We start from the raw sequence: 25,410 nt of genomic DNA, 5'->3' as shown, positions 1-25,410 counted from the left end.
TTATGGTGATTGGCGTATTGTGTGTTGTGTCATTTATTATCGCAGTGTAGCGTGAGCATTGTGAATTTTTATTACATTATGGTAATTCCTAAAAAAAATATTTGATTCCATAATATATAAATGTAACAATTGTAACTGTCTTCTTTTAAAAATTTTATTTGAAGAACACGAGCCGAAAAAGAACTCATCTTCTAATGAGTTCTTTTTTTCGTTTATATAAAATAAAATGAAGCAGATATTTTAGTGTGTCTATAGGTTCTATAAACAATTTTATCGAGGGTAACTGTTTTGGCTAGGACCGAAACAGGAGAATCCCCCACCTCAAGCGCGTGTAGAGGTAGGTGGGGTAGTTCAATAAATTGAAGATACATCATCCTAGGTACATATCTTCTAGAGTTAGTTTTGCTATTTAATGAGTGTTTCATTAGTTATGTTATATAGATACTTTCTTTAATGTACTTATTTTACTTCTCCTAATCTATTTAATTGTTGAAAATATAAAAACAGAATACACAATCATTCATTTAAATTTCCGATGAAGAAATTCGTTTTTTTGTTTTTGGTACGATAATAAATTTAATAAAAAATATGCTGACTATAACAGTTGAAAGGATAGGTAAAAACTGCTGTAGTGAAGCGAATATAATAATAGAAAATACCGCTAGCTGAACGACTGCTAATGAAAATAAAAGAATAAGAAATTGACGCACCCTCTCTTCAGATGCAATCGGATATAATGCCACAATAGTATTTCCTGAAAAATATTTCCACAAGGAACGCAGTTGCATCGAGGTCATATATAAGAGACAACAAGTAATAGCGCCTTTTACAAATATATTTGGTACGAAATATAAAGTAAAAGAACCAATGGCAGTTAATCGAATGTATATTCCAAAATAATCATTTGCACGTAAGAATGATAAAGTGTTCAAATATAAAAAAGTAGATTGGTTTTTATGTAATATAGGTTCTATCCAATTTGTTAGCCATTTTCTTTTCTTTACTTGTTTTTTCAGCTGCGGAACATCAGTGAAAAAGCTTGCAAATTGGTAAAAGTGCATGTCCATTTTTTCTTCTTGTTCAATGATATACTCCCAGTTAATTCGTTTTGTTGGTTGTTTTACTGTATAAATAAGTATAAAGGCTGGAAGCAAGAGAACAGCACCGAATAGAACGATTGATACGGACTGAAAGAGCATATAAAGAATCAGTGCGTTACAAGTGAATCGAATGATGAACCAGATTTGGCTGTTATATTGATCACGCCATATCCAATTGATATACAGGTTCCAACCTTTTATTAACATTAAAATGAAAAAGATCGTACATAAGAATGGAACAGGTGTCTGTAATGTTTGTATTGCCAACGGTGTAATGATTAGAAACGTAAATAGTAATGGGAAAAGCTGTATGGCGTAATTATAGAAAAGAGATTGTTTGAAATAAGGTGTTAATTTCTCTTCAAGTGCCAGTAAATAGACAGCGTCAGGCTTTTGGATAAAAGTACGGATCTTACATCTCGTTATAACGATTGTAAGTACAGTTGTGATGAGTAATAATGAGATTCCTTTAGAAGGAGCTGTTTTTAAAAACTTGGTGTAATAATAAGCACCGATACACGAGATAAAGATGAAGCTATACAATAAACCACTAATCATCCGGAAAAAATACATTATGCTGTTTTGAAGATGTTTTTGAAAGCGATCGCTCCATAGCGTTTCAATTGACATGTTTTTCACCTCTATCATCTATTATAAAGGTTTCTTTCTTGTACCAAAATAAAAACGAACAAATTGCTTTAAGCAACTTGTTCGTTTTTATTTCTTTTTTGATCACGATTCATTAATGGATAAAAGGCGAAACCAATTACAAATAAGCCAATTCCAAGAAGGAATGTTTTTATATCTGAGGATCCCGTTTTAATAACCCATAGTGCATAGCAAAGGGCAATGAATGCGACAATACCATCTATAATTCGTGAGCTCATTTCATTTTTATACGTTTCACCAGTTACAACAAGTTTTAATTGGAAGATCGGTGAAACGAGATAAGGGATTAAGTAGGCTAAGGTTGAGACAGTAATAACGAATGTATAGGCCTCAGCAATTGTCCCTGATAATGTTGAGAATAAGAATACTTGTGACATAATGTTTGTTAATCGTAATGAGTAAATAGGACTTCCTTTTTTATTTGTTTTTGCAAAGAAGGAAGGGAAGAACCCCTCTTTTGCCGCTTGATACGGTACTTCTGAGCTTAATAAAATCCAGCCTAAGATAGAGCCGAATAGGGAAGTAAGGGCAAGGAGTGCCATTAATTTCCCACCGCCATGACCCATTGCAGCATTTAATGCATCAGCTAATGGACGTTCAGAAGTTTGTAGTTTATCAATGTGAAGAACACCCATTGTTAAAATTGTAATTCCTAAATAAATGGCAACAGTTATTAATAAGCCAGCTACAGTAGCATGTTTTACCGTTTTTGGCGATTTCGCACGGTTTGATAAAAGAACGGCTGATTCAATACCGATAAATGCCCAAAGTGTTGTAAGGGCAGCTAAATTTACTTGTGAAAGTAGTCCATGTGACACGCCTTCTTTATCAATCATTGGTGTGTACCATTGTCCAAATTTAGAAGCTTGAAATGCAAACAAAGTAACAACGATAAATAGAAGGAATCCAGTCACCTTTGTTGTTGTTGCTAGGAAGTTTAATTTCCCGGCTCCGTTTACACCGTTTGTTAAAATCATATGTGTTCCCCATAGTAAGCAAGAACAGATGCAGAATGTAATCAGTTTTCCAACTTCCACATCGAAAGAGCCGATTGAAAATAAGATACGTGTATCTTTCATAATAGGGAAGAAGAGTGATAAATAACCTGCAAAAGATGTAATAATAGCAACATTACTTGCCCAGTTTGCGACCCAGTAGCCCCAAACTATGCTGAAACCAGCCATTTTTTTCTTTTTTGGTGATGAGAATAAAGCATATGCATGACTTTGTGGTCCTGTTGTTAAATCAGGACGACGAATTGCCAAATTACCGAAAACAAGAGCTAGCATTAAAACACCAAATCCTGTTGTTAACCAAGCTAATGTAACACCGAGTGGGCTTGCTGTTTGTGCTAATGTACTAGGCACCATGAAAATACCGGCGCCAACCATATTGCCGACAACAAATGCTGTCAGTACCCAAAAGCCCCATTTTTTTTGTTGCATAAAAGAATACCTCCCAAGTTAGTATAACCAAGTCAAGCGAGGAGATATGTATGCCTTCCAAAAAGGAAGTAAGGTAAGCTTCATACAAAACAAAAAAAGCACGTGTCATTGTCGCTACGTGCTTTCTATCTTATAGGAAACCCACGACATACCTCTCGATAGCTCTCCACAAACAAATTGTTTGTGACAGTTCTGCACTTATTAAATAGCAGACCCAGCAAGAATGCACAGTGGGCATGTCTTACTTCGGCAACCATTCCTTTCCCATTCATTCATCGATGCCACTACATCTCCTGAAATGATACTCTTAATGACTGCAACCTCTACCTCACCGAGATACGAATGAGGATTTATGTATTAAATTAACATAATCAAGGGTAACAAATGTATTTTTATACGTCAATGGATATGGTAATAGTCAGACTATAGCGAACAATTTGTTAGTAAAAGAAGAGAGCATTTTTTAGAAAAAAAAGTTCGGTTAATTTATGTGTTAAACTATTGAAGCGTAATAGTGAAATCGTGTTTCGGAAAAAGAATTACATAGTAATTAGTAAATGGAGGTACGGTATGACGTTAATTTGTTTAGAAGGTGCCAGTGGTATTGGTAAAACGACGACGTGTAAAAGGATTGCGGAGTTGTACAATGCTTATGTGATTCCAGAAGTAAATTTCTTATTTCAGCGCCCTAATCCTGAACCGAAAAATTGGTATCTCGAAAGGCAAGTTGAAAGATGGCAACTCGCACAAGAAAAATTAAAATCGTATGATGTAGTTTTATTTGATGGAGATATTTTTCAGCCCATTTGGTATAACTGGATTTATGAGGGGGAGTTTCCACAAACTTTACCGTTTTTGAAAGAGTTTTATGTAAATCAAATGAAACGGAAACAGATAGGATTTCCGGGTGTCTACATTCATCTTTCTACAAGTGAAACAGAATTAAGAAAAAGGAAAGAAAATGATACGACCCAAAGACGAAGTAACTTTGAAAAACATCTAAGGCTTATAGAACCACAAAAGCAGTATTTTCAATATATGAATACTGTTTCTCCTAATGTAGTCCATTTTGTAGATGCAGTGAGTATTGAAGAAAATACAAAAAATATTTTTGATATTTTGTCTCGCTTGAATCTAGAAAAACAACATAATTACTCTGTATCTTTATTAGAGAATGTAATGGATTGGGTAATGAGTAGTAACCCTAAAGCATATGAGATAAGTGAATAGGGAATGAAAGAATATATATCCGACTTGATTTTCCAACATAGATGTATCCATTTTAACTGAGAAGTCCATCTTCTCTAAAGGAAGTGAAGTGGGGGGATTTCAATTTCAAGCACTTAAGTCGTGGCTATGAAAATAAAAGGTAATCTCCGCTCGCTTTCTCCTTTTGTTCTCGCTTGGCATGGGGGCAAAAAGGCACTGATGATTCTATCCATGGCCGGACGCTCTCTTCCTAACTAAAAAGAATGGCTTTTCAATTTGTATTTATATAAAAAAGAAGTTAATCTACAGCCGTAGATTAGCTTCTAACAGGATTTGTCCTCCTAAAATAGCAACTTGTAAGAGTGAGTATATGGTGATTGTGGGGGATAATATTTTTTAAATAAAATATTTATGGGAATGATTTCTTATATGATTTTTATTTTGCATGCTCTTTCTGAAAGGGATTTACCTTATTTATAAGTGGAATATAAGGTTATTATAATATTATTGATAGATAATTTTTTTCGAGTATTGAAAAGGGAGTGTATATCTTTCATTTTTTGTGATAAAAGTTTGTTTGGTAAAATAATGAAAAAACAATTGACAGAAAAGTTACTCAAGTTATAAAATTAAAAATGGAAAATAAAACAAGGAGGTGTGTGTAATGATTGTAATGGTAAATATGACTGGCTTAGCTGTATTACGTGGTGGAAAACATTTATATCATTACGCAACCCGTACGGAAAGATAGTGCTTTTTTGTTTTCAAAAAAGCGTACGCTGCGTATTTCGTAACGTACGCTTTTATGCGTTTTTGCGCATATCGTCAAGCGGCGGTATGCGCTTTTTTGTCTTTACTTTTGGTTGTTTCCATACTTTGTATGGTTTCGATAAAGAAAAATATGGAAGGTGAGATGTAATGATGAAACAGTACAAATTACGTAATGTAAAAGTGGGGCCTTTTGATAGTGGATAACAGAGATAGACTGAAACAAGGTCGAGAAGGGAGAGATTTCATTGTTTTCAGTATTACAAAAGTTAACATGGTTTTTTAAAGAACATTGGAAGAGGTACAGTATCGCAATTGGAGCGCTTCTAATTGTAAATGTAGTAGAGATAATTCCTCCAAAAGTAATCGGTTTAACAATTGATCATATAAAAATAGGGTCTTTAACAAGCGAAGTAATTATGAAATATATTTGTATTTTAGTCGTGACGACGATAGTTGGATATGTACTCACGTATGTATGGCAGCACCAATTATTTGGCGGGGCATTCGTGCTTGAAAAAACGATGCGTTCAAAATTTATGGGACACTTGCTCAAAATGACACCTACCTTTTATCACAAAAATCGTACTGGTGATTTAATGGCGAGAGCGACAAATGATTTAAAGGCGATTGCTATGACTGCAGGATTTGGGATATTGACGCTCGTTGATTCTAGTTTATATATGCTCACAATTGTTTTTATGATGGGCTTTTCAATTAGTTGGCAACTTACAATTGCGGCGCTTCTTCCCCTGCCGATTATGGCATATGCGATGAATATATATGGGAAGAAGTTACATGAACGCTTTACCGTTGCGCAAGATGCGTTTGGGGATATGAATGATAAAGTACTTGAATCGATTGCAGGCGTGCGTGTTATTCGTGCATATGTGCAGGAGAAAGCGGATGAAGAAAGATTCCATCAATTAGGAACAGATGTATATGAAAAAAATATGAAAGTAGCAAGAATTGATGCACTGTTTCAGCCAACTGTGAAGATGTTAGTTGGTCTTAGCTATTTAATTGGTCTTGTATATGGAGCGTTTTTAGTTTTCCAATCAAAGGTGACGCTTGGGGAACTTGTTTCCTTTAACGTTTACCTTGGGATGATGATTTGGCCAATGTTTGCGATTGGTGAATTAATTAATGTCATGCAGCGGGGGAATGCTTCGCTAGATCGTGTTAATGAAACGTTAGCGTATGAGCCTGACGTGAAGAACGTGAAAAAGCCGATGCGTGTACACGAACCAGAGTATATCGATTTTGATAAAGTTTCCTTTTCGTATCCGGCCTCACCTGAACTTAATTTGAAAAATGTTTCTTTTTCATTAAAACAAGGAGAAACGCTTGGCGTTGTTGGGAAAACAGGGAGTGGTAAAACGACTCTTGTTCGACAACTTCTTCGCCAGTATCCACTTGGAGAAGGGGATATTACAGTGTCAGACATTACGCTTGGTCAAATTTCAACCGAAAGCGTGCGAGGCTGGGTTGGGTATGTACCGCAGGAGCATATTCTATTTTCAAAAACAGCACGCGAAAATATTTTGTTTGGAAACAGGGAAGCAAGTCAGGAGGAACTTGAAAAGGCTATTGAAATCGCGGCATTCAAAAAAGATTTGGAGTTTCTTCCTGAAGGATTAGAGACGCTTGTTGGAGAGAAAGGTGTTTCTTTATCTGGCGGGCAAAAACAACGGATTTCAATAGCGAGAGCTGTTATTCAAAATCCAGAAATTTTAATTTTAGATGATTCATTATCGGCTGTGGATGCCAGAACGGAAGCGGCGATTATTGAAAATATAAGAAGAGAAAGAAGCGGAAAAACAACAATTATAACAACGCACCGCCTGTCAGCTGTGCAGCATGCGGATTGGATTCTTGTTATGGATAATGGTGAAATCATAGAAGAGGGAACGCATGATAGACTCGTTTCTAATGACGGCTGGTATGCGGAGCAGTTTGAAAGACAACAGGGTGAGAATATAGAGGGTGAGGTGAAAATATGAGTGTTTCAAAGCGGTTATTTAAGTACGCCATGAAAGTAAAAGGAACGATTTTTGTGGCACTTGCAATGTTATTTATTTTCGTTATTGCAGAGCTCGCAGGGCCATTTGTGGCAAAGGTAATGATTGATGATCATATTGTCGGCATTGAGAAGCCTTGGTATGAAACGGGGCAAGGTGAGGACGCAGTATTATATAACGGCACTTGGTATAAGCGAAGCGACCGTTTTGAACAAGGGGAACAAAAAGGAAAAGAAGTTCGTATTATACAGGTCGGTTTCACTTATTACTTTGTACCTAACAAAATTGCAGCAGAGGGAACGCGTTCTGTAAAGGGAGATATCGTTACAGTTCAAAGTGGGAAAGCAACGCAAGTGTATAAAGCAAAAATGTTAACAGCTAAAGAGGTATATTCGTTTTATAAACCTGAGATGAAACGATTGCTTTTACTTGGCGGAGGATATTTTGCACTATTATTAGTTGTATCTTTATTTGCATATGGTAAGCAATTTTTCTTACAGAAAGCATCGAATAAAATCATTCAAATTATGCGCGAAGATGTTTTTTCTCATATTCAAACCCTGCCGATCCGTTATTTCGACCATTTACCAGCAGGGAAAATTGTATCGCGTGTAACGAATGATACAGAGGCGATTCGTGAGTTATATGTAACAGTTTTAGCGACATTTGCTTCTAGTTTTATTTATATTATTGGAATCTTTATTGCTTTATTTTTACTTGATATGAAATTAGCGCTTCTATGTTTAATCATCATACCAATTTTAATTGTTTGGGCTGTTGTATATCGAAAATATGCCTCGGTGTACAATCATAAGATGCGCTCTCGGTTATCAGATATTAATGGAACAGTGAATGAATCAATCCAAGGGATGCCTATCATCCAGGCATTTCGTCAAGAACGTACAACAAAGAAAGAATTTGAAGAATTAAATGAAGATTACTTTAAGTATCAAAATAAAATTTTAAATTTAAATGCAGCGACATCCCATAACTTAGTAGGAGTCTTGCGTAATATTGCTTTTACGGCCGTTATTTGGTATTTTGGCGGCGCCTCTTTGAGTGCTGCTGGGGTTGTCTCTTTAGGAGTGCTGTATGCATTTGTCGATTATTTAACAAGGCTCTTCTCACCAATTACAAATATGGTAAATCAGCTCGCGAATTTAGAGCAAGCGCGGGTTGCATCGGAACGTGTATTTGAACTGTTGGATGAAAAGGGAGAAGTACTTCAGGAAGAGCGTATCCCGCGTCTGAATGGAAATGTTCGATTTGATAATGTTTCATTTTCTTATAACGGAAAAGATGAGGTGTTAAAAAATATTTCTTTCGAGGCGAAAAAAGGAGAGACGATTGCTCTTATTGGTCATACTGGGTCTGGGAAAAGTTCCATTATGAATGTACTTTTTCAATTTTATGAGTTTCAAAAAGGAAAACTTACAATTGATGAGTATGATGTGAAAGATATACCAAAGCAGGCACTTCGCGAGCATATGGGGATTGTGCTGCAAGATCCATTTTTATTTAGTGGTACGGTAGCTTCGAATGTAAGTTTAGAGCATCCAAAGATTTCAAATGATCGAGTTATAAAAGCACTGCACGATGTAGGAGCAGAGCGATTTGCTAACAATATAGAAGAAGAAATTACGGAAAAAGGAAGTACGCTTTCAACTGGAGAGCGTCAACTTATATCCTTCGCACGTGCGCTAGCATTTGATCCTGCCATCTTAGTGTTAGATGAAGCGACTTCAAGTATTGATACAGAGACAGAGGCGATGATTCAGGGCGCGCTAGAGGTTGTAAAGAAAGGAAGAACAACCTTTATCATTGCACATCGCCTTTCAACCATTAAGAGCGCGGATCAAATTATTGTACTCGACCGGGGAACGATTCTCGAAAAGGGTTCTCACGATGAATTAATGCAGAAAAAAGGTCGTTATTATGAAATGTACAAAACACAAATGGAAGGAAGTCAAAGTGCGTAACTTTCACGAAATGTTCAGAAAACTTTAAAGCAATGTTTACAAATGCTTCCGTATCTTTCCTTATCCATGTGATATGTTGGAGGAAAGGGGGAGATAGGGATGGAAGAATTATCAGTTACATTTAACATTGCTTTCTTTTTGCTATTGTGCGGAATGATTGGGTATTGTGTATTAGATTCTTAAAAGAGCTTGCTAATGTAGCAAGCTCTTTTAAAGGTGTTGAGAAACAGGGGCACCTGCCCTCTGTGCGCCGATATCGTTTTAAGGTATTGGCGAAATTGACGAGGCGTATTTTTTGTGCTCAGAAGAAGGGAAACGTAAAGTGGATTTAAGTTGGTTTCAAATTCTGGACAACAAACATAGGACTAATGATTGTGCGATGTGCCGTTAAAGGATAGGGTCGTGGAATACGCATCAGGCTAATTATGCAATGGGAGATGGGGATTATTTAAATGATACGTGCTTATAGGGAAGAAGATAAGGTCAGTATATTACATCTAATACAGAGTATGGAGATAGAAGAAGAGGTAGGTTCTTTAGAGGATATTGTCCTAAATTCTACCCAATTTCTCTTATATGAACAAAATGGAATTGAAGGGTTCTCATACTCATCTGTCTATACAAATAGTGCTGGAGAGTCTATTGCTCAAATCAGTGTTTATGTAGAACCAGATTCCTGTTTAAAAGGTATTGGTTCTACATTATATAAAGCGATGGAAGAGGTGATTTCTGAAACAAAACCGGATTTTGTATGTACTTATATGAGAGTCGAATCAGAAAACCCTACTGGTTTTGCTAAGAAAATGGGGTTTGAAAAATGGTGGGGTTCACTTGAATCGGTATACAAGGGAGGGGCCTTTCCTAAAACAGAAATTAAGTTTATTAAATATGAAGATCGATTTTTTGATCAGTTTGTAAAAATGGTGCAGGCATGTTATTACGAGCTGCATGAAAAGAATGATATTAAACCTTACCTCGCTCCGGAAGACAGTGTAAAAACATACAAATTAAACAATAAAAATAATGTATATTTGGTGTTAGAAGGTGAGCAAATTGTTGCATCGGTTACGACTGGGGAAGGGATATTAGATAATTTAATGGTTGCGCCAAGTCACCAAGGAAAGGGATATGGACGTAAGGCTTTACAATTCGGTATGAACGAGATGTTAGAAACAGGGTACAAAGAAATTCGAATATGTTTTTTAGAGGGAAATGAAAGTGCTGAGAGGTTGTACAACTCTTTAGGCTTTAAACCGCTTCACAATACACAGGTTTATCGAAAGTTCTTATAAATGAAACACTCATTATTCCACAGGGACTTTAATGGAGAAAGGGAACTCAAATCATAGGAGTTCCCTTTCTTTATCTCAAAAAGCAACAACATTGATTTTTCGTGCGGCATGAGGCGAAAACAGCCCTGTCCGCATCTATGCATGGTTGGCCGCTCTCTTTCATTTAAAAAGAAAGGTTTTTTGTTTTACCTTTTCCTATATAAATGCTATATTTAAAAACGTTACTTATTTTTTGTATGTATTGATTTTATATCATGTTGTTTGATTATGAAAAAAAAGGATACACTAATCACGAACATTTTCATTGAAAAATTGTTCAAGATTGCATACAATCAATATAGTTTTTAAATTCCTATCTGAATACTTGGAGGACTAATATCATGAAGAAATTATTTTCAGTGCTTGCAGTAGCTACACTAGCGATCGGAATTGTAGCGGGCTGTGGCAAAGAAGAGAAAAAAGATACAGGTAGTCAAGATGCATTACAAAAAATTAAACAAAGTGGTGAACTTGTAATTGGTACAGAAGGTACATATCCACCATTTACATTCCATGATTCAAGCAATAAATTAACTGGATTTGACGTTGAGTTAGCAGAAGAAATTGCAAAACGTCTAGGCGTGAAACCAGTATTTAAAGAAACACAATGGGACAGCTTACTTGCTGGACTAGATGCAAAACGTTTCGATATGGTTGCAAACGAGGTCGGAATTCGTGAAGATCGTCAAAAGAAATATGATTTCTCTAAACCATATATTTCTTCTTCAGCAGCACTTGTCGTTCGAAAAGATAAAGATAAGCCAGCATCATTTACAGATATTAAAGGTTTGAAAGCAGCGCAGTCTTTAACAAGTAACTATGCGGACATTGCAAAGAAAAATGGCGCAGAAATCCAAGGTGTAGAAGGATTTAGCCAAGCAGTAGAATTACTTAACTCAGGACGTGTTGATTTCACAATCAATGACAAATTATCAGTATTAAATTATTTACAAACGAAAAAAGATGCAAACATTAAAATTGCAGATACAGAAAAAGAAGCATCACAAAGTGGGTTTTTATTCCGTAAAGGTAGCGATAAATTAGTACAAGAAGTAGATAAAGCGTTAGAAGATATGAAAAAAGATGGTACGTATGACAAAATAACGAAAAAATGGTTCGGTGAAAATGTATCTAAGTAGTGTAATCGTTACAGATCGATTATCTACATGGATAGATATCATGCAAGCATCCTTCAAGCCTATGCTGGAGGGTGCTCTTTTCACGACAATTCCATTAACGCTTATCACATTTGTGATCGGTATTATATTGGCGACCTTCACGGCTTTAGCTCGCATTTCAAATAGTCGCATTTTACAATGGATTGCTCGTATCTATGTATCTATTATTCGCGGAACACCACTTCTTGTACAATTATTTATTATTTTCTATGGACTTCCAACTTTACAAATTGAGATTGATCCATATCCAGCAGCTGTTATTGGATTTTCATTAAATGTTGGTGCGTATGCATCTGAAATTATTCGTGCATCTATTTTGTCTATTCCGAAAGGACAATGGGAAGCAGCGTATACAATTGGTATGACATATCCACAAGCGCTAAAACGCATTATTTTACCACAAGCAACACGTGTATCGATTCCGCCACTTTCGAATACGTTTATTAGCTTAGTGAAGGATACTTCATTAGCATCGTTAATTTTAGTAACAGAAATGTTCCGAAAAGCACAGGAAATCGCAGCGATGAACTATGAATTTTTAATTGTTTATTTTGAAGCAGGTCTTATTTATTGGGTGATTTGTTTCTTATTATCTATCGTGCAACAAATATTAGAAAAACGTTCAGAACGTTATACTTTAAAATAATCCTTTTACAAAAGGAGTTTTTGTTTTTATGATTTCAATTCAACATTTACAAAAGAGTTTCGGTGAGAACACTGTACTAAGTCATATCGATTTATCCGTGGAAAAAGGTGAGGTTGTTGTAATTATTGGACCATCTGGATCTGGTAAGACAACATTTTTACGTTGCCTGAATGTATTAGAAACACCAAATGCAGGTATTGTTCGTATTGGTGATAAAGAACTGGATTTCTCTAAAAAAATAACGAAGAATGATATTGTAAATCTTCGTATACAAACAGGTATGGTGTTCCAGCACCACAATCTATTTCCTCACTTAACAGCAATCCAAAATGTTATGGAAGGGCTTGTTACAGTGAAAAAGATGGGGAAAGAAGAAGCGAAGACAAAAGCGACGTATTTCCTTGAAAAAGTTGGACTTGGTGACAAGATGAATCTATATCCATTCCAACTATCAGGCGGACAACAGCAGCGTGTCGGAATTGCTCGTGCGCTTGCGATGGAACCACAAGTTTTATTATTTGATGAACCAACGTCAGCATTAGATCCAGAACTTGTACAAGAGGTCCTAAAAGTAATGAAGGAACTTGCAAATGAAGGAATGACGATGGTAATTGTAACACATGAAATGCGCTTTGCTCATCAGATTGCGAACCGTGTCATTTTTATGGATGGCGGCGTTGTTGTGGAGCAAGGTACACCAGAAGAGGTATTTACAAATCCGAAAGAAGAACGCACGAAGCGATTTTTACAAATGCTTCAGTAAAAAGAAAGGTCTCAGGGCGAATACCCTGAGACCTTTTTGCCATATATATTTATCTTTGGAATCCGCCAAGGCTTTGCTCAGCCATTGCTACTAAACGTTTTGTGATTTCGCCACCAACAGAACCGTTTGCACGAGCTGTAGAATCTGCTCCTAATTGTACACCAAATTCTTGAGCGATTTCGTATTTCATTTGATCGATTGCAGCTGTTGCACCTGGTACTACTAATGGGTTATTTTGGTTTGCCATAGGAATATATCCTCCTTAGAGTATAAAAGTTTTTTTGGTTGGATTAGCTGGAGTTGAACCAGATTATCGCCCGTTTGGCGCTAATCCATCGTTTGAGATGAGTGTAATCATAGTATGGGTGTTACGTAGAAAGATATGCGGTTTAATAAATTGTAAATTTTGTAAATGAATAAACCAACTTTGATTTTTCACCATATACGTCACGGCTGTGGATAACGAGAGGTGGCTAGCACTCTTTTTCTTTATTGGTTTTCTGCTAAGGTCTGGCGTAGGAAGAAGATTTGACAGCTTCTATGCATGGCCGGATGCTCTCTCCCACCTAAAAAGAATGATTTTATTTCGTTTTTTTAATTTGTATTTTTCTAAAAGAAGGTCACACTAATCGTAAATATGAAACCTCTATGATTGGAGGAGTTATCAATGGCAATCTGTCCACTTTGTAATGCGCTAGAGGCTCAAACATATAGTTGTCAAATTTGCATGAATGTACTCCAAGATTATGGGAAAGTTGTAGATTATACAGATGCTTATAGCGCATATATGGATCAAGATTTATTAAGTGCAGTAGACGGGTTAACAGGGGAGAGTTCGGAGCAATATTGTGTTCATGTTTTCTATTGCGGGACATGTGGCACACAAACTGAACTAATGGTAAAACTGATGTAATGAAAAAACTTCCACCTATTATAGGATGGAAGTTTTATCTTCTGGTAATAGCTTTTTTGAATGAGAAGAATGCTGTTCTGTTAAATGTATGGCATACTCATAAAATAACTGTCTCGTCAGTTCATTATATTCTTGTAATTTTTCGGACTGAAATACGGTTCTTCCAGGTTTGGAATTGGCTTCAAATAGCCAAATCTTCTCATCTTTATCCAAACCTAAATCAAAACCAATTTCTCCGATATTTCCTTCTATATGCTGATCCAAAATAGAACTTAATTGTAAGGCTGCATCTGTTAATTTATTCGTAATTCGAATACGCTCCGTTGCATCAGGAAAGATATCTTGGAGTAGCTTTACTTCACCGCCACTATTTATATGAGTTGTTATACTGCCTTTTCCAGCAACTTTGACAACGATAGCACTAACTCTCCAATTACCAAAACGATTTTTATTTGTATGAATTCGAAAATCTATTGGCTGCCCATCTATACGTAATAATACAATTCCTTGTTGAACGATAAACTTTTTTAAATCCTGACCTTGCATAACATGATTGATAAGTGTTTCCAAAGAGTGATATTTTCGTAATTTATTCTGGTTCTTCTCACGATAACGACAATAATAACGGTTTTCTGAAGCAGAATAAAGAATTTGATAAATATCGCGCCCAAAACTACCATGTGCAGGTTTCATATAAATGTGTTTGTATGATGATAAGAAACGCTCTACTTGTTCGAAGTGCTGAAATGTTTCTGTTTGAGGTAAAAAGGAAGCGACTGTTTTTTCATTTATAAGAAGCTGATGTATATTCCATTTATTGAAAAATTCTGAGTTAAACCATGGAATGGCGTATTTTGTTTGTAATTGTTTTTTTGCCCGAACAATAGGTTTGTAAAGCTCTGCTTGCCGATTAGGTAATCGATCATAAATAACGTTTGGAAAAGGAACCTTACACTGTGCCCAGTTCCCCTCTCTGAAAAAGTATCCATCAATTGTTTCTTCATCCCAGTTTATATGTTGTGCACCAAATAAGAAAACAAATGGGTGTAAAGAATGAGGTGTGGTCAGTAACTCTTTGAAACCGATGGAACGGTCGCCAATGGGATGAGAAGCTGATTCCGAAAAACCTGTTGTGAAAATACCGATTAATGGCCCTAATATAAGTGTTTGATTTTGAATGAAAGCATGAACGGTAGTTGAAAACGGGAGATAAAGTTCCTTCGCAATTTGTTCGCCAATTATAATTTCGTGAGCATAAGTATAATGAATTTCAATATTTTCACATGCCGTATGTCGTGTGCCGAAGGAAATAAATGTAAAGAGAGAAGGACTAGAAAATATATAGGGCAATGTTAACGACCTTGGATGATCAGTAGAAATTTGTAATGTGTAAATATGATCTTTCAATATAGTAGTCACTCCTTTTTCAGTTACGGTGTAAATGGATGCAACCGTAATGGGCCGTGGGAAGCTCTTTCGGCCAGTGAATAATCATGTTGTTTTCGAATTAGCATGTATAATTGGAAGTGCTCTATTGAATCCATTATGTAAAAAGAGAAGAGAAAGCGGCTCAATTTTTTTGGTTTCTCTTGTGAAGTTGCGCGGTAATGGCTTCAAAACGGTTTCATCATACATGGTAAACATGTTTCCATACCATTATACTGTTGCCCGTATAACGATATTCTATTTTTGGATGATCAATGTGTTAGTACAAGAGTTGAAAAACGGACAGAAAAACTTTTCTTTTAGGTGGGAGGTAGGATTCCGGCTATGGATATGGATAGAATCGGTCAGAATTTTTTTCGCCAAGCGAAAGCAAGTATATCGCAAAATGAAGTGATGGTTGCGTATTGTTCTTATAACAAGTTGTAGTAAGATATAGATATATATTTGGAGAAATGGAAGGCTGATATTGTCATGAATATGTGGTTAAATATGTTAACAACAACAGGGTTAGGAGCGATAATTGGTGGGTATACGAATCATTTAGCGATTAAAATGTTATTTCGCCCGCATCGCCCTATTTATATTGGAAAGTTTCGAGTACCGTTTACACCAGGATTGATTCCGAAACGTCGTGATGAACTTGCGGTGCAACTAGGAAAAATGGTTGTGGATCATTTGTTAACGCCAGAAGGAATCGGAAAGAAGTTAACAGATGAAAAGTTTCAACAAGAGCTTATTCAGTGGGTACAACTAGAGGTAGATAAAATTTTGGTGAACGAGCAATCATTACGAGAGGTTTTAGAAAAATGGGGCTTAGAGGATGTAGAAGGAAAGGCAGTCCAACAAATTGAAAATATGATTGTGGAAAAAATTGAGGCGTTTTTATCACAATATTATACATATACGTGGGAACAAGCTTTACCTAGTTCTGTTCATGAAAAAGTGGAGCAAATGATTCCGAATGTAGCATCATTTATTTTAGATAGAGGTAAAAGCTTTTTTGAGAGTGCAGAGGGAAAAGAGCGCCTTGCTAAAATGATTGATGACTTCTTTGCTTCACGAGGTACATTATTAAATTTAGTAGGTATGTTTTTAGGGAATGTAAGTTTAGTGGATCGTCTGCAACCAGAAGTGATTAAGTTTTTAGAACAAGAAGGAACGAAGCAGCTTTTAAGTGATGTACTGCAAAAAGAGTGGGAGAAATTAAAGGGAAGAGAAGTGAAGGAACTGGAATCCTTTATAGAGAAAGAAAGGCTTGTAAAGTCAATTCTATCAACAGTTAAAATAGAAGAAACAGTAAGAGGATTTTTCGATCAATCTGTTCAAAAAGTGTGTGAACCAGTTAGGGAAAAGGTTGTACAAACAATGATTCCAAGTTTAGTGAAAAAAGGTTTAGTGTTTGGAATAAACAATACCGAACAGATTTTGAAAAATTTACGTCTTGCTGAAATCGTACAACAAGAAGTATCTACATTCTCAACAGAGAGATTAGAAGATCTTGTGCTATCGATTACGAAAAGTGAACTGAAGATGATTACATATTTAGGAGCGTTATTAGGAGGGACGATTGGACTGATTCAAGGATTGTTATTGCTGCTTTTCAGCTAATCGGATGCCTCTAATTATAAATAAAGTGAAATTTCTTCACATCTCGTGTATAGTTTGTTATTGTAAAAAGGTGCGTATCACAAGGTACTCAAAGAGCGAGGGAAAATAGACCGAGCTCTCTAAAGGAGGAAAAATACAATGACAAAAAATATTCATGATGTTGCATATGAATTACAAAAAGCAATCGCAGAAAATACAGATTTTCAAGCACTAAAAGAAAGTTATGCAGAAGTACAAGGAGATGCAGCGTCAAAACAACTATTTGATCAATTCCGTACAATGCAAATGGGCTTACAACAAAAAATGATGCAAGGCCAAGAAATCACAGAAGAAGATAACCAAAAAGCACAAGAAGTTGTAGCGCTTATTCAACAAGATCCAAAAATCGTAAAATTAATGGAAGCAGAGCAACGTTTAAATATTGTAATCGGCGACATTAACAAAATTATCATGAAGCCGCTTGAAGAAGTATATACTTCATATCAAGCTTAATTAGAAAGGCGTTTCCTGGGAGGGAAACGTCTTTTTTATTTAGATACAAATGGATGACCATTAAAATAAAACCGCCAAGGATAATGAACGGCTTCTTCTGCATAGTCAATATTGATGCGGGGACCAGTCATTATTTCATATTGAGAGGAGAGATGTTGTTCTTCAGGGACTAATTCAATATATAGTTCATCCCCTTGCAGTGATAGCCCTCGTTCCTTTAAAGTAATTCCAAGTGCGCGGCATAGCTTTCCAGGTCCGTTCGTTACATTTTTGTATTGTGCTTTCGTAAGTTCCGTTTTACCATAGCGTGCTATTTTCATTTCTTCTATTCCATCAATAGGCTCTAGTGCCCGGATGAGAACGCCTTGAGGGGTACCAACTGGAGCAGTGATGACATTAAAACAATGGTACATACCATAAATAAGATATACATAGGCATGTCCTGGTGCACCAAACATGACTTCCGTTCGTTCGGTTCGTCTTCCGCCATAGCTATGTGCAGCTTTATCATCTGGCCCTTTATACGCTTCTACTTCTACAATGAACCCGCTTCGTTTGATTCCATCTACTATATGTACAAGTTTCTGACCGAGTAAATTTTTAGCAACTTCTAATGTATCGCCCTCATAAAAAGAAGGAGGTGCTTTCATATGGATATCCCCTTTACTGATGATATACGTATATCATAAACCAAATTTATGACAAGGATTCTAACTCGTTCTAATTAATAAATTTCTTTCATAAATTATGGATAGAGTAAAAGCAGCTAAGAGGAGGAATGCGTCATGATTTATCGCTTGTTGGCTCTTAATATAGATGGAACACTCATGCAGAAAAACGGGAAGATACCAAAAGGAACACGAGAAGCGATTGATTTTGTAAAGCGAAAAGGTGTATATGTTACGCTATTTACAAGTCGGCACTTTCAATCAGCTCATAAAATAGCGAAGTCATTAAAACTAGATTCCATATTAGTTACGCATAGCGGTGCTTTTATTTCTGCTTCATTAGATAAACCGCTCATTCAAAAAAGATTATCAGAGGAAAAAACGTTTAATATCGTGCAAGTACTGGAACATTTTGAATGTAATATCCGTATTTCACATGAACGTTTTTCTATTGGTAACCGTGAACGAAATACACCAAACTTAATTGCGCGCACTGTATTATCGAGTTCGGACCCGTTATTTTATCCTGTTCAATTTGTAGATTCATTAGGGGACGCACTTCGTGATCAACCTGTTGCAGCTCCGAAAATTGATGTTGTCTTTGCCAGTAGAGGAGAAAGAGAACGTGCGCTTAAAACGTTGAAAAAAGCGTTTGAAAATGTCGAGTATGTAGAATCCGATGGGGGAAGGATAGAAATTCTTCCGCTGCATGTATCGAAATTAAGAGGATTGCAATTATTGGGAGAACACCTTGGAATCGAACTGAGTGAAATGGTAGCAATTGGAGATAGTTTGGAAGATTTAGATGTTATCGAGAATGTTGGATTAGGAGTTGCGATGGGAGATGCACCTGTTCCAGTGAAACAAGCAGCAGACTGGATTACGCGTTCTAATAGTGAAAACGGAGTCGAGTATATGATTAAAGAACATTTTCGAAAGCAATTTCCACTTCCATTTCTAAAAAATCACTCGCAGGTTCATAAATGGTGATAAGATGACGAAAGAACGCAGCCTGAAAGCTGCGTTTCTTAGTGTTTGTCTTTCCGGGAAAATGAGGTAAAAGCTTCTGTATTGACCTGAAAACGCCCTTCAAGTAAACTAAAGAGAGTTTACAAATGAAAAGGTGATAAGTGTTGTTAATTTCAATAAAAACGTTACAAGATGATCGTTTTTTACGTCCGCTGCAAAATATTAGCGGCTTATTTTTTGAAGAAAGTACGATAGGATTTGAGAAAGAAGATGCGAATCTTATTGTTGAAATACAGATAGAAGGAAACGTGACAGCTTCAGCACGTTTAACAGACGCTCAAACTGGGGATGTATATGAAGAAACGTTCTCAAAAGATTTATCTTCTTTTACAGAAGAAAAAGAAAGAATGAAGCAGGTAAAGCATGTGGTTTCTTATGTGTATCTTTCTGTTCTGCAGCAGTTAACAGGATTGGAACAGAGTTGGGGCATTTTAACAGGAGTGCGTCCAACAAAGCTTCTTCACAAAATGCTTCAAAACGGTATGTCAAAAGAAGAAGCACATAAGGAACTTCGTGAAAGCTATTTAATCCACGAAGAAAAAATTGAACTTCTGCAGCGCATTGTTGATTGCCAATTAGCAGTTGTTCCAGATTTATATCGTTTGAAAGAAGAAGTAAGTATTTATATCGGTATTCCGTTTTGTCCGACAAAATGTGCATATTGTACATTCCCTGCTTATGCGATTAATGGGCGTCAAGGATCGGTGGATTCTTTCTTAGGCGGTCTGCATTATGAAGTTCGTGAAATCGGTAAGTTTTTAAAAGAAAAAGGTGTTAAGGTTACAACGATTTATTACGGAGGCGGTACACCGACAAGTATTACAGCAGAAGAGATGGATATGCTGTATGAGGAAATGTACCAATCGTTCCCGGATGTGAAAGAAGTACGCGAAGTAACAGTTGAGGCAGGTCGTCCAGATACGATTACGCCAGAAAAACTAGAAGTATTAAATAAATGGAACATTGACCGTATTAGTATTAACCCGCAGTCGTACCATCAAGAAACGTTAAAAGCAATTGGACGTCATCATACGGTAGAAGAAACGATTGAGAAGTATCATCTGGCACGTCAAATGGGAATGAACAATATTAATATGGACTTAATCATTGGTCTTCCTGGTGAAGGGTTAGAAATCTTCAAACATACGTTAGATGAAACAGAAAAGTTGATGCCAGAATCATTAACAGTTCACACATTATCATTTAAACGTGCTTCTGAAATGACGCAAAATAAGCGTAAATATAAAGTGGCAGGTCGCGAAGAAATTACAGCGATGATGCATGAAGCAGAAGAGTGGACAAAGAATCATAACTACGTACCGTATTATTTATACCGCCAAAAGAACATTTTAGGTAACTTAGAAAATGTTGGTTACGCAATGCCGACGCAAGAAAGTATTTATAATATCGTAATTATGGAAGAAGTACAATCCATTATCGGTCTTGGTTGCGGTGCATCAAGTAAATTTGTTCATCCAAAAACGGGGGCGATTACGCATTTCGCAAACCCGAAAGATCCGAAATCATATAATGATGGTTACATTAAATATACAGAAGATAAGCTTGAAATTTTAAAAGAGCTATTCTCATAAAGTGAAACTTTAATCCGTGGGGGCTCATCCTCCACGGATTATTAGTTAAAGCGGGGGAAGCAACTAATTAATAATCGCCTCCTTGTAATGAACAAATTGTGTTATGATTACAAAAAATAGGAGGTTTCAAAATGAGCGAGGACAAAGAAACTCCTGAAAGAGCAAGAGAAAGACTAAGGCAAGAAGAGTTAAAAAGAAATCCAACTGGAAATATGAATGATGCATTTAATAGGGCTGGAACTGGAAACCTTGCTGATTTAGTAGGTAGTTTAGGTTGGAAAGGTATCGGCATCCTAATCCTTGTAATTGTACTAGGTTTTGTCTTAGCATCACTATTCTTTAAATAAGAAGACCTCTTTTTGAGGTCTTTTATTATGCACTTTTCAAGAATTCAGCCGTAGTATGATTGGATTTTGGACGCGCTGAAATAAACATTAACATTTGTTCTACTTGCATTTCAAGCTATCTGAATCAATAGAGAGTTATCATGGTATTTGGTTGCCACACCTTGAAATTTTCTCATCCAGGTCTTTAAACGGCCAGTGCCTTTTTTCGCCCTATGCCATGTTAAAACAAAAGGAGAAAATGAGTGGATATCACTTTTTGCCTTCATAGCCACGGCTTGGATGCCTGCAAATCAAAATAGGATATGTTTGTAAAACAATGTCGAGAATGATCAGAAAAAGAAGGTAAAAATGTAGAGGAAATGTCTACTTATAGACGAAATGATAGATTTATGAAAGTTAAAAGGGGGCATATTTTGACATGTATATGACGATTGGGAGGATTTTTGAGTTATCTGTAGGGAAATATGCAAATAAAGAAGCGTTAGTGGAACCTGAAAAGAATATCCGCTGGACATATAAAGAGTGGGATGAACAGGTCAATAAAACAGCGCATGCTCTGCTTGCAGAAGGTGTGAAAAAAGGGGATACTGTATCAGTTTATTTATATAACTGCCATGAATTTGTAAACGTTTACCTTGCTTGCGCTAAAATTGGAGCGATTTTCAATCCAATTAATTTCCGTTTAAAAGCAAAAGAAGTAACTTATATTCTCCAAGATGCGTCCTCCAAAGTTGTTGTATTTGAAAAAGCTGTTGAAAAGACAGTTGCTGCCATTGAACGAGATTTCCCAAACAGTTCTTTTTTGTATATAGAAGATGATGTGCCTTCATACGCTGCTTCGTATCATGAAAAGGTAGATGCTGCTTCATCTGAGCCGGCGGATATTGTCGTTGAGGAAACAGATTATTGCTCTATGCTCTATACAAGTGGTACAACAGGTCATCCAAAAGGGGTGTTACATCGACATCGTGACATGGCTGAACATAGCATGATTTGCACGTATTTCTTAAAATATAACCGTGATAGTATTGGGCTTGTAGTAGCACCGTTATATCATTGCGGTGAATTAAATGCTGGTATTATACCAAGAATTCAAGTTGGTGGGAAAAATATTATTTTACATCAATTTGATACAAAGACGGTACTACATACAATTGAAAAAGAAAAAATCACGACATTCTTTGCTGCACCAACGATGTGGAATATGATGTTACAAGAGGATTTATCACAATATGAATTGCGTTCGATGAAAATTGGAATATATGGGGGAGCTGCGATGGCGCCAGCGCTCGTAAAAGAATGTAAAGAGCGTCTACATATTGATCTTGTCCAAATTTATGGAATGACAGAGATGGGGCCGGTTATTGCATTCTTAGTAGAAGAAGATCAAATTACGAAAGCCGGTTCAGCTGGAACTCCTTGCTTTAGTCACGAAATTCGAATTGTAAAACCAAGCGAAGAGGGCCCGGCAGAACCGGATGACGTGTTACCACCGTATGAAGTGGGAGAAATTATTTCACGTGGACCAACCATGATGGCAGGATATCATAATCGTGAAGAAGCGAACGCAAAGTCTATGTATAAAGGTTGGTACCATTCGGGCGATCTTGGTTATTTTGATAAAGATGGTTATTTATATGTAGCAGATCGTGTTGACGATATGGTGATAAGTGGTGGGGTAAATATTTATCCGCGTGAAATTGAAGATTTTCTGCATAGTCATCCTAGCGTACTAGATGTTGCTGTACTTGGTGAACCAGATGAACTATGGGGCGAACGTGTTGTTGCGGTAGTGGTGAAAAAAGATGAACATATTACGGAAGCGGATTTAGAAAGTTATTGTAAAGAAAGTGATGAATTAGCTGACTATAAACGTCCGCGTCACTACATATTTGCAGATGAACTGCCTCGTAATGCGAGCGGAAAACTGCAGAAATTTGTACTTAGAGAATCGTTAAAAGGTGCTAAAAAATAATAAAAATGCCTTTCNNGAAAGGCATTTTTATTATTTACGCGAGAAACCTTCTTCATCAAGGTATTCTGCAGCTTCTGGATAAGAGTTAAATGTACCGTCTAAGTTACTGCCGGCGTACACATTCCACATATCGTCTTCTTGGATAAGAGTAAGAATATGGCCGTCTTCATTGCGCCACTCTTCTTCTTTAGCAGGTGCAGCTTGTGCTACTACTTCTTCTTGTTCTTGAGATAGAAGGTCAATGGATTTTTGGATTAATGAGCGTAGTTCTTCTGCTGAGAACTCACGGATGTTAACCATGCCTTTATCATCTGTTTTATAACCGCTAATGCCGCCTGCGTATACGAATCCGTTACCGTTTGGGTGTAAATGATATACAACGTTCTTTTTGTCTAAGCGACTTTCTTCAAAATGAAAGTTCACACGTTTTAATGATACGTTCTTTCTTTCCAACTCTGGGAAAGATTCGATAATCGATAATTTTTCTTCAAAAGTTAGCATAGTGCCTCCAAATATATAGTAAAAGATTTAATCCGTTCATTATAGCATAGGGGAATTGTTTTCTAAAGCGTTAGCGAGAAGGGGATTTGAAAAATGAAGGCGATTACTTCACGATACTGTCAAGAGTTTATTCTAAAAGGCACTGACGAATGTGCTTTGTCCACGCTACAATGGAACGTGGACATTATATCGAGGTGATTTTTTTATGATTCAAAGAATAGCGAAAGAGTGTTTAGCAGGTTTTACTGTTGCAATTGTTGCACTGCCGCTTGCGATTGCATTTGGGATTGCTGCAACAGGAACGTCTGAAGGTGCGTTAGTCGGATTATACGGCGCCATTTTTGCTGGGTTATTTGCTGCATTGTTTGGCGGAACAGCCGGGCAAGTAACAGGTCCTACAGGCCCGATTACAGTGATTGCGACAGGAGTGATCGCGACTCACGGATTAGAAGCGAGCTTTATCGCATTTATGATGGCAGGGATATTTCAAATTTTATTTGGTATATGCAAGCTCGGTTCGTATATCCGTTATATTCCATATTCTGTAGTTTCGGGATTTATGAATGGAATTGCACTTCTGATTATTTTAGGAGAAATGAAGCATGTAAAGAATAGCTTTTTACTTGTTTTGTTAACAATTCTCGTTATGCTTGTTGCAGGGAAGTGGATAAAAGCAATTCCATCGAGCTTAATTGCACTAGTTGGGGTTACGGCAACACTGCCGTTATTTTCTCATGTATTACAGGGGCTTACGATTCAATTACCTTTTGTGGGAGCGATACCATTAAACGAGATGATTGAAAAGATTGGAGCCATTCCAGAAGCAATGCCGTCACTTCATTTGACATCTTTTAGTGGAGCGGTTGTACTAGAAATGATTTTACCGGCACTGAGTATTGCGTTATTAGGATCAATTGACTCATTATTAACATCCGTTGTGATGGATAATGTAACAGGCACGCGGCATAAAAGTAATAAAGAGTTGATTGGACAGGGAATAGGTAATATCGTTAGTGGAATGTTTGGCGGATTGGCAGGGGCAGGAGCAACTGTAAGGTCCATTGTGAATATACGAAGTGGTGGGAAAACAGCATTGTCTGCTTGTGTGCATAGCGTAGTTTTATTTATTTTCATTATGGGACTCGGTGCAGTTGTGCAATATATTCCACTTGCAGTATTATCAGGTATTTTAATTTTAACAGGCATCGGCATGTTTGATTGGGATAGTATGAAAAAGATGCATGTAGCGCCAAAAGGTGATGTTATTGTGATGCTGTTCACGATGGTAGTTACAGTGAAGTTTGATTTAATGATTGCTGTTGCGTTTGGTATACTACTTTCCTTCATTTTATATATGGTGCAATGCAAGAAACGAAAAGCTTCTATTATAAAAGGAGAAGGGGAAATGTATATGATTCAGGGGCCGCTTTCCTTCTTATCTGTTGATCGTATTTTCTCTTCGTTACAAGAAGTGAAATCTCATTTGATATTACGTTTAAATGATGTGCACTATATGGATGCTTCAGGAGCGATGGCACTATTGAACTTTGTTGATCACACGGAGAAAATGGGGGCAAGTGTAACGCTTGAGCACCTGCAACCACACGTTGAAAAGACGCTACTCAATTTGGCAAATGATGAACAAAGAGAAAAGCTGAAGATGGTGAAAGTACAGTAGCATTGTAATGATGAAAAATAGCATCCATATGATTTAAAGTGAACCCCATTAA

The 25,410-nt window shown here is 36.7% G+C and carries 22 protein-coding genes and 1 riboswitch; of the genes, 15 read left to right on the top strand and 7 right to left on the bottom strand.

Annotation, left to right across the window (positions count from 1 at the left end):
- Positions 1-524: 524 nt before the first annotated feature.
- On the bottom strand, positions 525-1,730 hold the full coding sequence (locus tag CN288_RS00115) for an ABC transporter permease (protein ID WP_098301643.1): 1,206 nt from the start codon (positions 1,728-1,730) through the stop codon (positions 525-527).
- 68 nt (positions 1,731-1,798) lie between these two features.
- On the bottom strand, positions 1,799-3,214 hold the full coding sequence (locus CN288_RS00110; protein WP_026590736.1) for an amino acid permease: 1,416 nt from the start codon (positions 3,212-3,214) through the stop codon (positions 1,799-1,801).
- 151 nt (positions 3,215-3,365) lie between these two features.
- Positions 3,366-3,548, bottom strand: a riboswitch (Lysine riboswitch).
- Between the two features lie 236 nt (positions 3,549-3,784).
- Here CN288_RS00110 and CN288_RS00105 point away from each other — a divergent pair.
- From CN288_RS00105 to CN288_RS00065, 7 genes are all read left to right on the top strand, one after another.
- Complete coding sequence (locus CN288_RS00105; RefSeq protein ID WP_026590735.1) at positions 3,785-4,444, top strand: AAA family ATPase; 660 nt, start codon at positions 3,785-3,787, stop codon at positions 4,442-4,444.
- A gap of 995 nt (positions 4,445-5,439) precedes the next feature.
- Positions 5,440-7,194 (top strand): ABC transporter ATP-binding protein, encoded by a 1,755-nt coding sequence (locus tag CN288_RS00095; RefSeq protein ID WP_098301642.1) that lies wholly within the window; start codon positions 5,440-5,442, stop codon positions 7,192-7,194.
- Positions 7,191-9,191, top strand: coding sequence for an ABC transporter ATP-binding protein (locus CN288_RS00090; RefSeq protein WP_098301641.1), 2,001 nt, complete (start codon positions 7,191-7,193; stop codon positions 9,189-9,191). Before CN288_RS00095 ends, CN288_RS00090 begins: the two co-directional genes overlap by 4 nt.
- 452 nt (positions 9,192-9,643) lie before the next feature.
- Positions 9,644-10,483, top strand: a complete 840-nt coding sequence (locus CN288_RS00085; RefSeq protein WP_026590732.1) for a GNAT family N-acetyltransferase — start codon at positions 9,644-9,646, stop codon at positions 10,481-10,483.
- Positions 10,484-10,863: 380 nt separating this feature from the next.
- Complete coding sequence (locus CN288_RS00075; protein WP_026590731.1) at positions 10,864-11,661, top strand: amino acid ABC transporter substrate-binding protein; 798 nt, start codon at positions 10,864-10,866, stop codon at positions 11,659-11,661.
- Positions 11,648-12,346 carry an amino acid ABC transporter permease gene (locus tag CN288_RS00070; protein WP_026590730.1) on the top strand — a complete coding sequence of 233 codons (699 nt, stop codon included), beginning with the start codon at positions 11,648-11,650 and terminating at the stop codon, positions 12,344-12,346. The genes CN288_RS00075 and CN288_RS00070 overlap by 14 nt, the downstream gene beginning before the upstream one ends.
- A gap of 28 nt (positions 12,347-12,374) precedes the next feature.
- The gene (locus CN288_RS00065; protein ID WP_026590729.1) at positions 12,375-13,109 is read left to right on the top strand and encodes an amino acid ABC transporter ATP-binding protein; all 735 of its coding nucleotides are present in this window, start codon (positions 12,375-12,377) and stop codon (positions 13,107-13,109) included.
- A 49-nt stretch (positions 13,110-13,158) separates the two neighbouring features.
- Here CN288_RS00065 and CN288_RS00060 read toward each other — a convergent pair whose 3' ends face one another.
- Complete coding sequence (locus CN288_RS00060) at positions 13,159-13,356, bottom strand: alpha/beta-type small acid-soluble spore protein (RefSeq protein WP_026590728.1); 198 nt, start codon at positions 13,354-13,356, stop codon at positions 13,159-13,161.
- A gap of 63 nt (positions 13,357-13,419) precedes the next feature.
- The gene (locus tag CN288_RS29335; protein ID WP_255259937.1) at positions 13,420-13,551 is read right to left on the bottom strand and encodes a hypothetical protein; all 132 of its coding nucleotides are present in this window, start codon (positions 13,549-13,551) and stop codon (positions 13,420-13,422) included.
- Positions 13,552-13,776: 225 nt separating this feature from the next.
- Here CN288_RS29335 and CN288_RS00055 point away from each other — a divergent pair, with 225 nt between their 5' ends.
- Positions 13,777-14,022, top strand: coding sequence for a hypothetical protein (locus CN288_RS00055; RefSeq protein WP_026590727.1), 246 nt, complete (start codon positions 13,777-13,779; stop codon positions 14,020-14,022).
- 18 nt (positions 14,023-14,040) lie between these two features.
- On the opposite strand, the gene CN288_RS00050 is transcribed toward CN288_RS00055, so the two are convergent.
- A complete protein-coding gene (locus tag CN288_RS00050; RefSeq protein ID WP_026590726.1) occupies positions 14,041-15,429 on the bottom strand; it encodes a YheC/YheD family endospore coat-associated protein in 1,389 nt (462 codons plus the stop codon).
- A gap of 510 nt (positions 15,430-15,939) precedes the next feature.
- Here CN288_RS00050 and CN288_RS00045 point away from each other — a divergent pair.
- Positions 15,940-17,076 (top strand): DUF445 domain-containing protein, encoded by a 1,137-nt coding sequence (locus CN288_RS00045; protein WP_098301640.1) that lies wholly within the window; start codon positions 15,940-15,942, stop codon positions 17,074-17,076.
- 138 nt (positions 17,077-17,214) lie between these two features.
- Positions 17,215-17,568 (top strand): YlbF/YmcA family competence regulator, encoded by a 354-nt coding sequence (locus tag CN288_RS00040; protein ID WP_026590723.1) that lies wholly within the window; start codon positions 17,215-17,217, stop codon positions 17,566-17,568.
- A 35-nt stretch (positions 17,569-17,603) separates the two neighbouring features.
- On the opposite strand, the gene CN288_RS00035 is transcribed toward CN288_RS00040, so the two are convergent.
- On the bottom strand, positions 17,604-18,218 hold the full coding sequence (locus tag CN288_RS00035) for a DNA-3-methyladenine glycosylase (RefSeq protein ID WP_098301639.1): 615 nt from the start codon (positions 18,216-18,218) through the stop codon (positions 17,604-17,606).
- A gap of 135 nt (positions 18,219-18,353) precedes the next feature.
- Here CN288_RS00035 and CN288_RS00030 point away from each other — a divergent pair, with 135 nt between their 5' ends.
- The 4 genes from CN288_RS00030 to CN288_RS00015 all read left to right on the top strand — a co-directional run bounded on the left by CN288_RS00030 (position 18,354) and on the right by CN288_RS00015 (position 23,179).
- Entirely contained in the window at positions 18,354-19,226 is an 873-nt protein-coding gene (locus tag CN288_RS00030) for a Cof-type HAD-IIB family hydrolase (RefSeq protein WP_026590721.1), read from the top strand.
- 140 nt (positions 19,227-19,366) lie between these two features.
- On the top strand, positions 19,367-20,857 hold the full coding sequence (locus CN288_RS00025; protein WP_026590720.1) for a coproporphyrinogen III oxidase: 1,491 nt from the start codon (positions 19,367-19,369) through the stop codon (positions 20,855-20,857).
- Positions 20,858-20,988: 131 nt separating this feature from the next.
- Complete coding sequence (locus CN288_RS00020) at positions 20,989-21,204, top strand: DUF6366 family protein (protein ID WP_026590719.1); 216 nt, start codon at positions 20,989-20,991, stop codon at positions 21,202-21,204.
- Positions 21,205-21,622: 418 nt separating this feature from the next.
- A complete protein-coding gene (locus CN288_RS00015) occupies positions 21,623-23,179 on the top strand; it encodes a fatty acid--CoA ligase (protein ID WP_098301638.1) in 1,557 nt (518 codons plus the stop codon).
- Positions 23,180-23,209: 30 nt separating this feature from the next.
- Here CN288_RS00015 and CN288_RS00010 read toward each other — a convergent pair whose 3' ends face one another.
- Positions 23,210-23,680, bottom strand: a complete 471-nt coding sequence (locus tag CN288_RS00010; protein WP_026590717.1) for a hypothetical protein — start codon at positions 23,678-23,680, stop codon at positions 23,210-23,212.
- Between the two features lie 205 nt (positions 23,681-23,885).
- On the opposite strand from CN288_RS00010, the gene CN288_RS00005 reads away from it, so the two are divergent.
- Entirely contained in the window at positions 23,886-25,358 is a 1,473-nt protein-coding gene (locus CN288_RS00005) for a SulP family inorganic anion transporter (protein ID WP_098301637.1), read from the top strand.
- The last annotated feature ends 52 nt before the right edge of the window (positions 25,359-25,410 follow it).

The sequence above is a fragment of the Bacillus sp. AFS023182 genome, assembly GCF_002560575.1.
In the GTDB taxonomy this organism is placed as follows: domain Bacteria; phylum Bacillota; class Bacilli; order Bacillales; family Bacillaceae_G; genus Bacillus_A; species Bacillus_A arachidis.
This window is presented reverse-complemented; position numbering and strand designations above follow the sequence as displayed.

Bases quoted from the DNA above. Each gene is read 5' to 3' on its own strand.
- CN288_RS00085 (WP_026590732.1), top strand. From the start codon at position 9,644: ATGATACGTGCTTATAGGGAAGAAGATAAGGTCAGTATATTACATCTA.
- CN288_RS00110 (WP_026590736.1), bottom strand. From the start codon at position 3,214: ATGCAACAAAAAAAATGGGGCTTTTGGGTACTGACAGCATTTGTTGTC.
- CN288_RS00070 (WP_026590730.1), top strand. From the start codon at position 11,648: ATGTATCTAAGTAGTGTAATCGTTACAGATCGATTATCTACATGGATA.
- CN288_RS00020 (WP_026590719.1), top strand. From the start codon at position 20,989: ATGAGCGAGGACAAAGAAACTCCTGAAAGAGCAAGAGAAAGACTAAGG.
- CN288_RS29335 (WP_255259937.1), bottom strand. From the start codon at position 13,551: ATGGTGAAAAATCAAAGTTGGTTTATTCATTTACAAAATTTACAATTT.
- CN288_RS00105 (WP_026590735.1), top strand. From the start codon at position 3,785: ATGACGTTAATTTGTTTAGAAGGTGCCAGTGGTATTGGTAAAACGACG.
- CN288_RS00075 (WP_026590731.1), top strand. From the start codon at position 10,864: ATGAAGAAATTATTTTCAGTGCTTGCAGTAGCTACACTAGCGATCGGA.
- CN288_RS00005 (WP_098301637.1), top strand. From the start codon at position 23,886: ATGATTCAAAGAATAGCGAAAGAGTGTTTAGCAGGTTTTACTGTTGCA.
- CN288_RS00090 (WP_098301641.1), top strand. From the start codon at position 7,191: ATGAGTGTTTCAAAGCGGTTATTTAAGTACGCCATGAAAGTAAAAGGA.
- CN288_RS00035 (WP_098301639.1), bottom strand. From the start codon at position 18,218: ATGAAAGCACCTCCTTCTTTTTATGAGGGCGATACATTAGAAGTTGCT.
- CN288_RS00015 (WP_098301638.1), top strand. From the start codon at position 21,623: ATGTATATGACGATTGGGAGGATTTTTGAGTTATCTGTAGGGAAATAT.
- CN288_RS00115 (WP_098301643.1), bottom strand. From the start codon at position 1,730: ATGTCAATTGAAACGCTATGGAGCGATCGCTTTCAAAAACATCTTCAA.
- CN288_RS00040 (WP_026590723.1), top strand. From the start codon at position 17,215: ATGACAAAAAATATTCATGATGTTGCATATGAATTACAAAAAGCAATC.
- CN288_RS00030 (WP_026590721.1), top strand. From the start codon at position 18,354: ATGATTTATCGCTTGTTGGCTCTTAATATAGATGGAACACTCATGCAG.
- CN288_RS00065 (WP_026590729.1), top strand. From the start codon at position 12,375: ATGATTTCAATTCAACATTTACAAAAGAGTTTCGGTGAGAACACTGTA.
- CN288_RS00055 (WP_026590727.1), top strand. From the start codon at position 13,777: ATGGCAATCTGTCCACTTTGTAATGCGCTAGAGGCTCAAACATATAGT.
- CN288_RS00010 (WP_026590717.1), bottom strand. From the start codon at position 23,680: ATGCTAACTTTTGAAGAAAAATTATCGATTATCGAATCTTTCCCAGAG.
- CN288_RS00060 (WP_026590728.1), bottom strand. From the start codon at position 13,356: ATGGCAAACCAAAATAACCCATTAGTAGTACCAGGTGCAACAGCTGCA.
- CN288_RS00045 (WP_098301640.1), top strand. From the start codon at position 15,940: ATGAATATGTGGTTAAATATGTTAACAACAACAGGGTTAGGAGCGATA.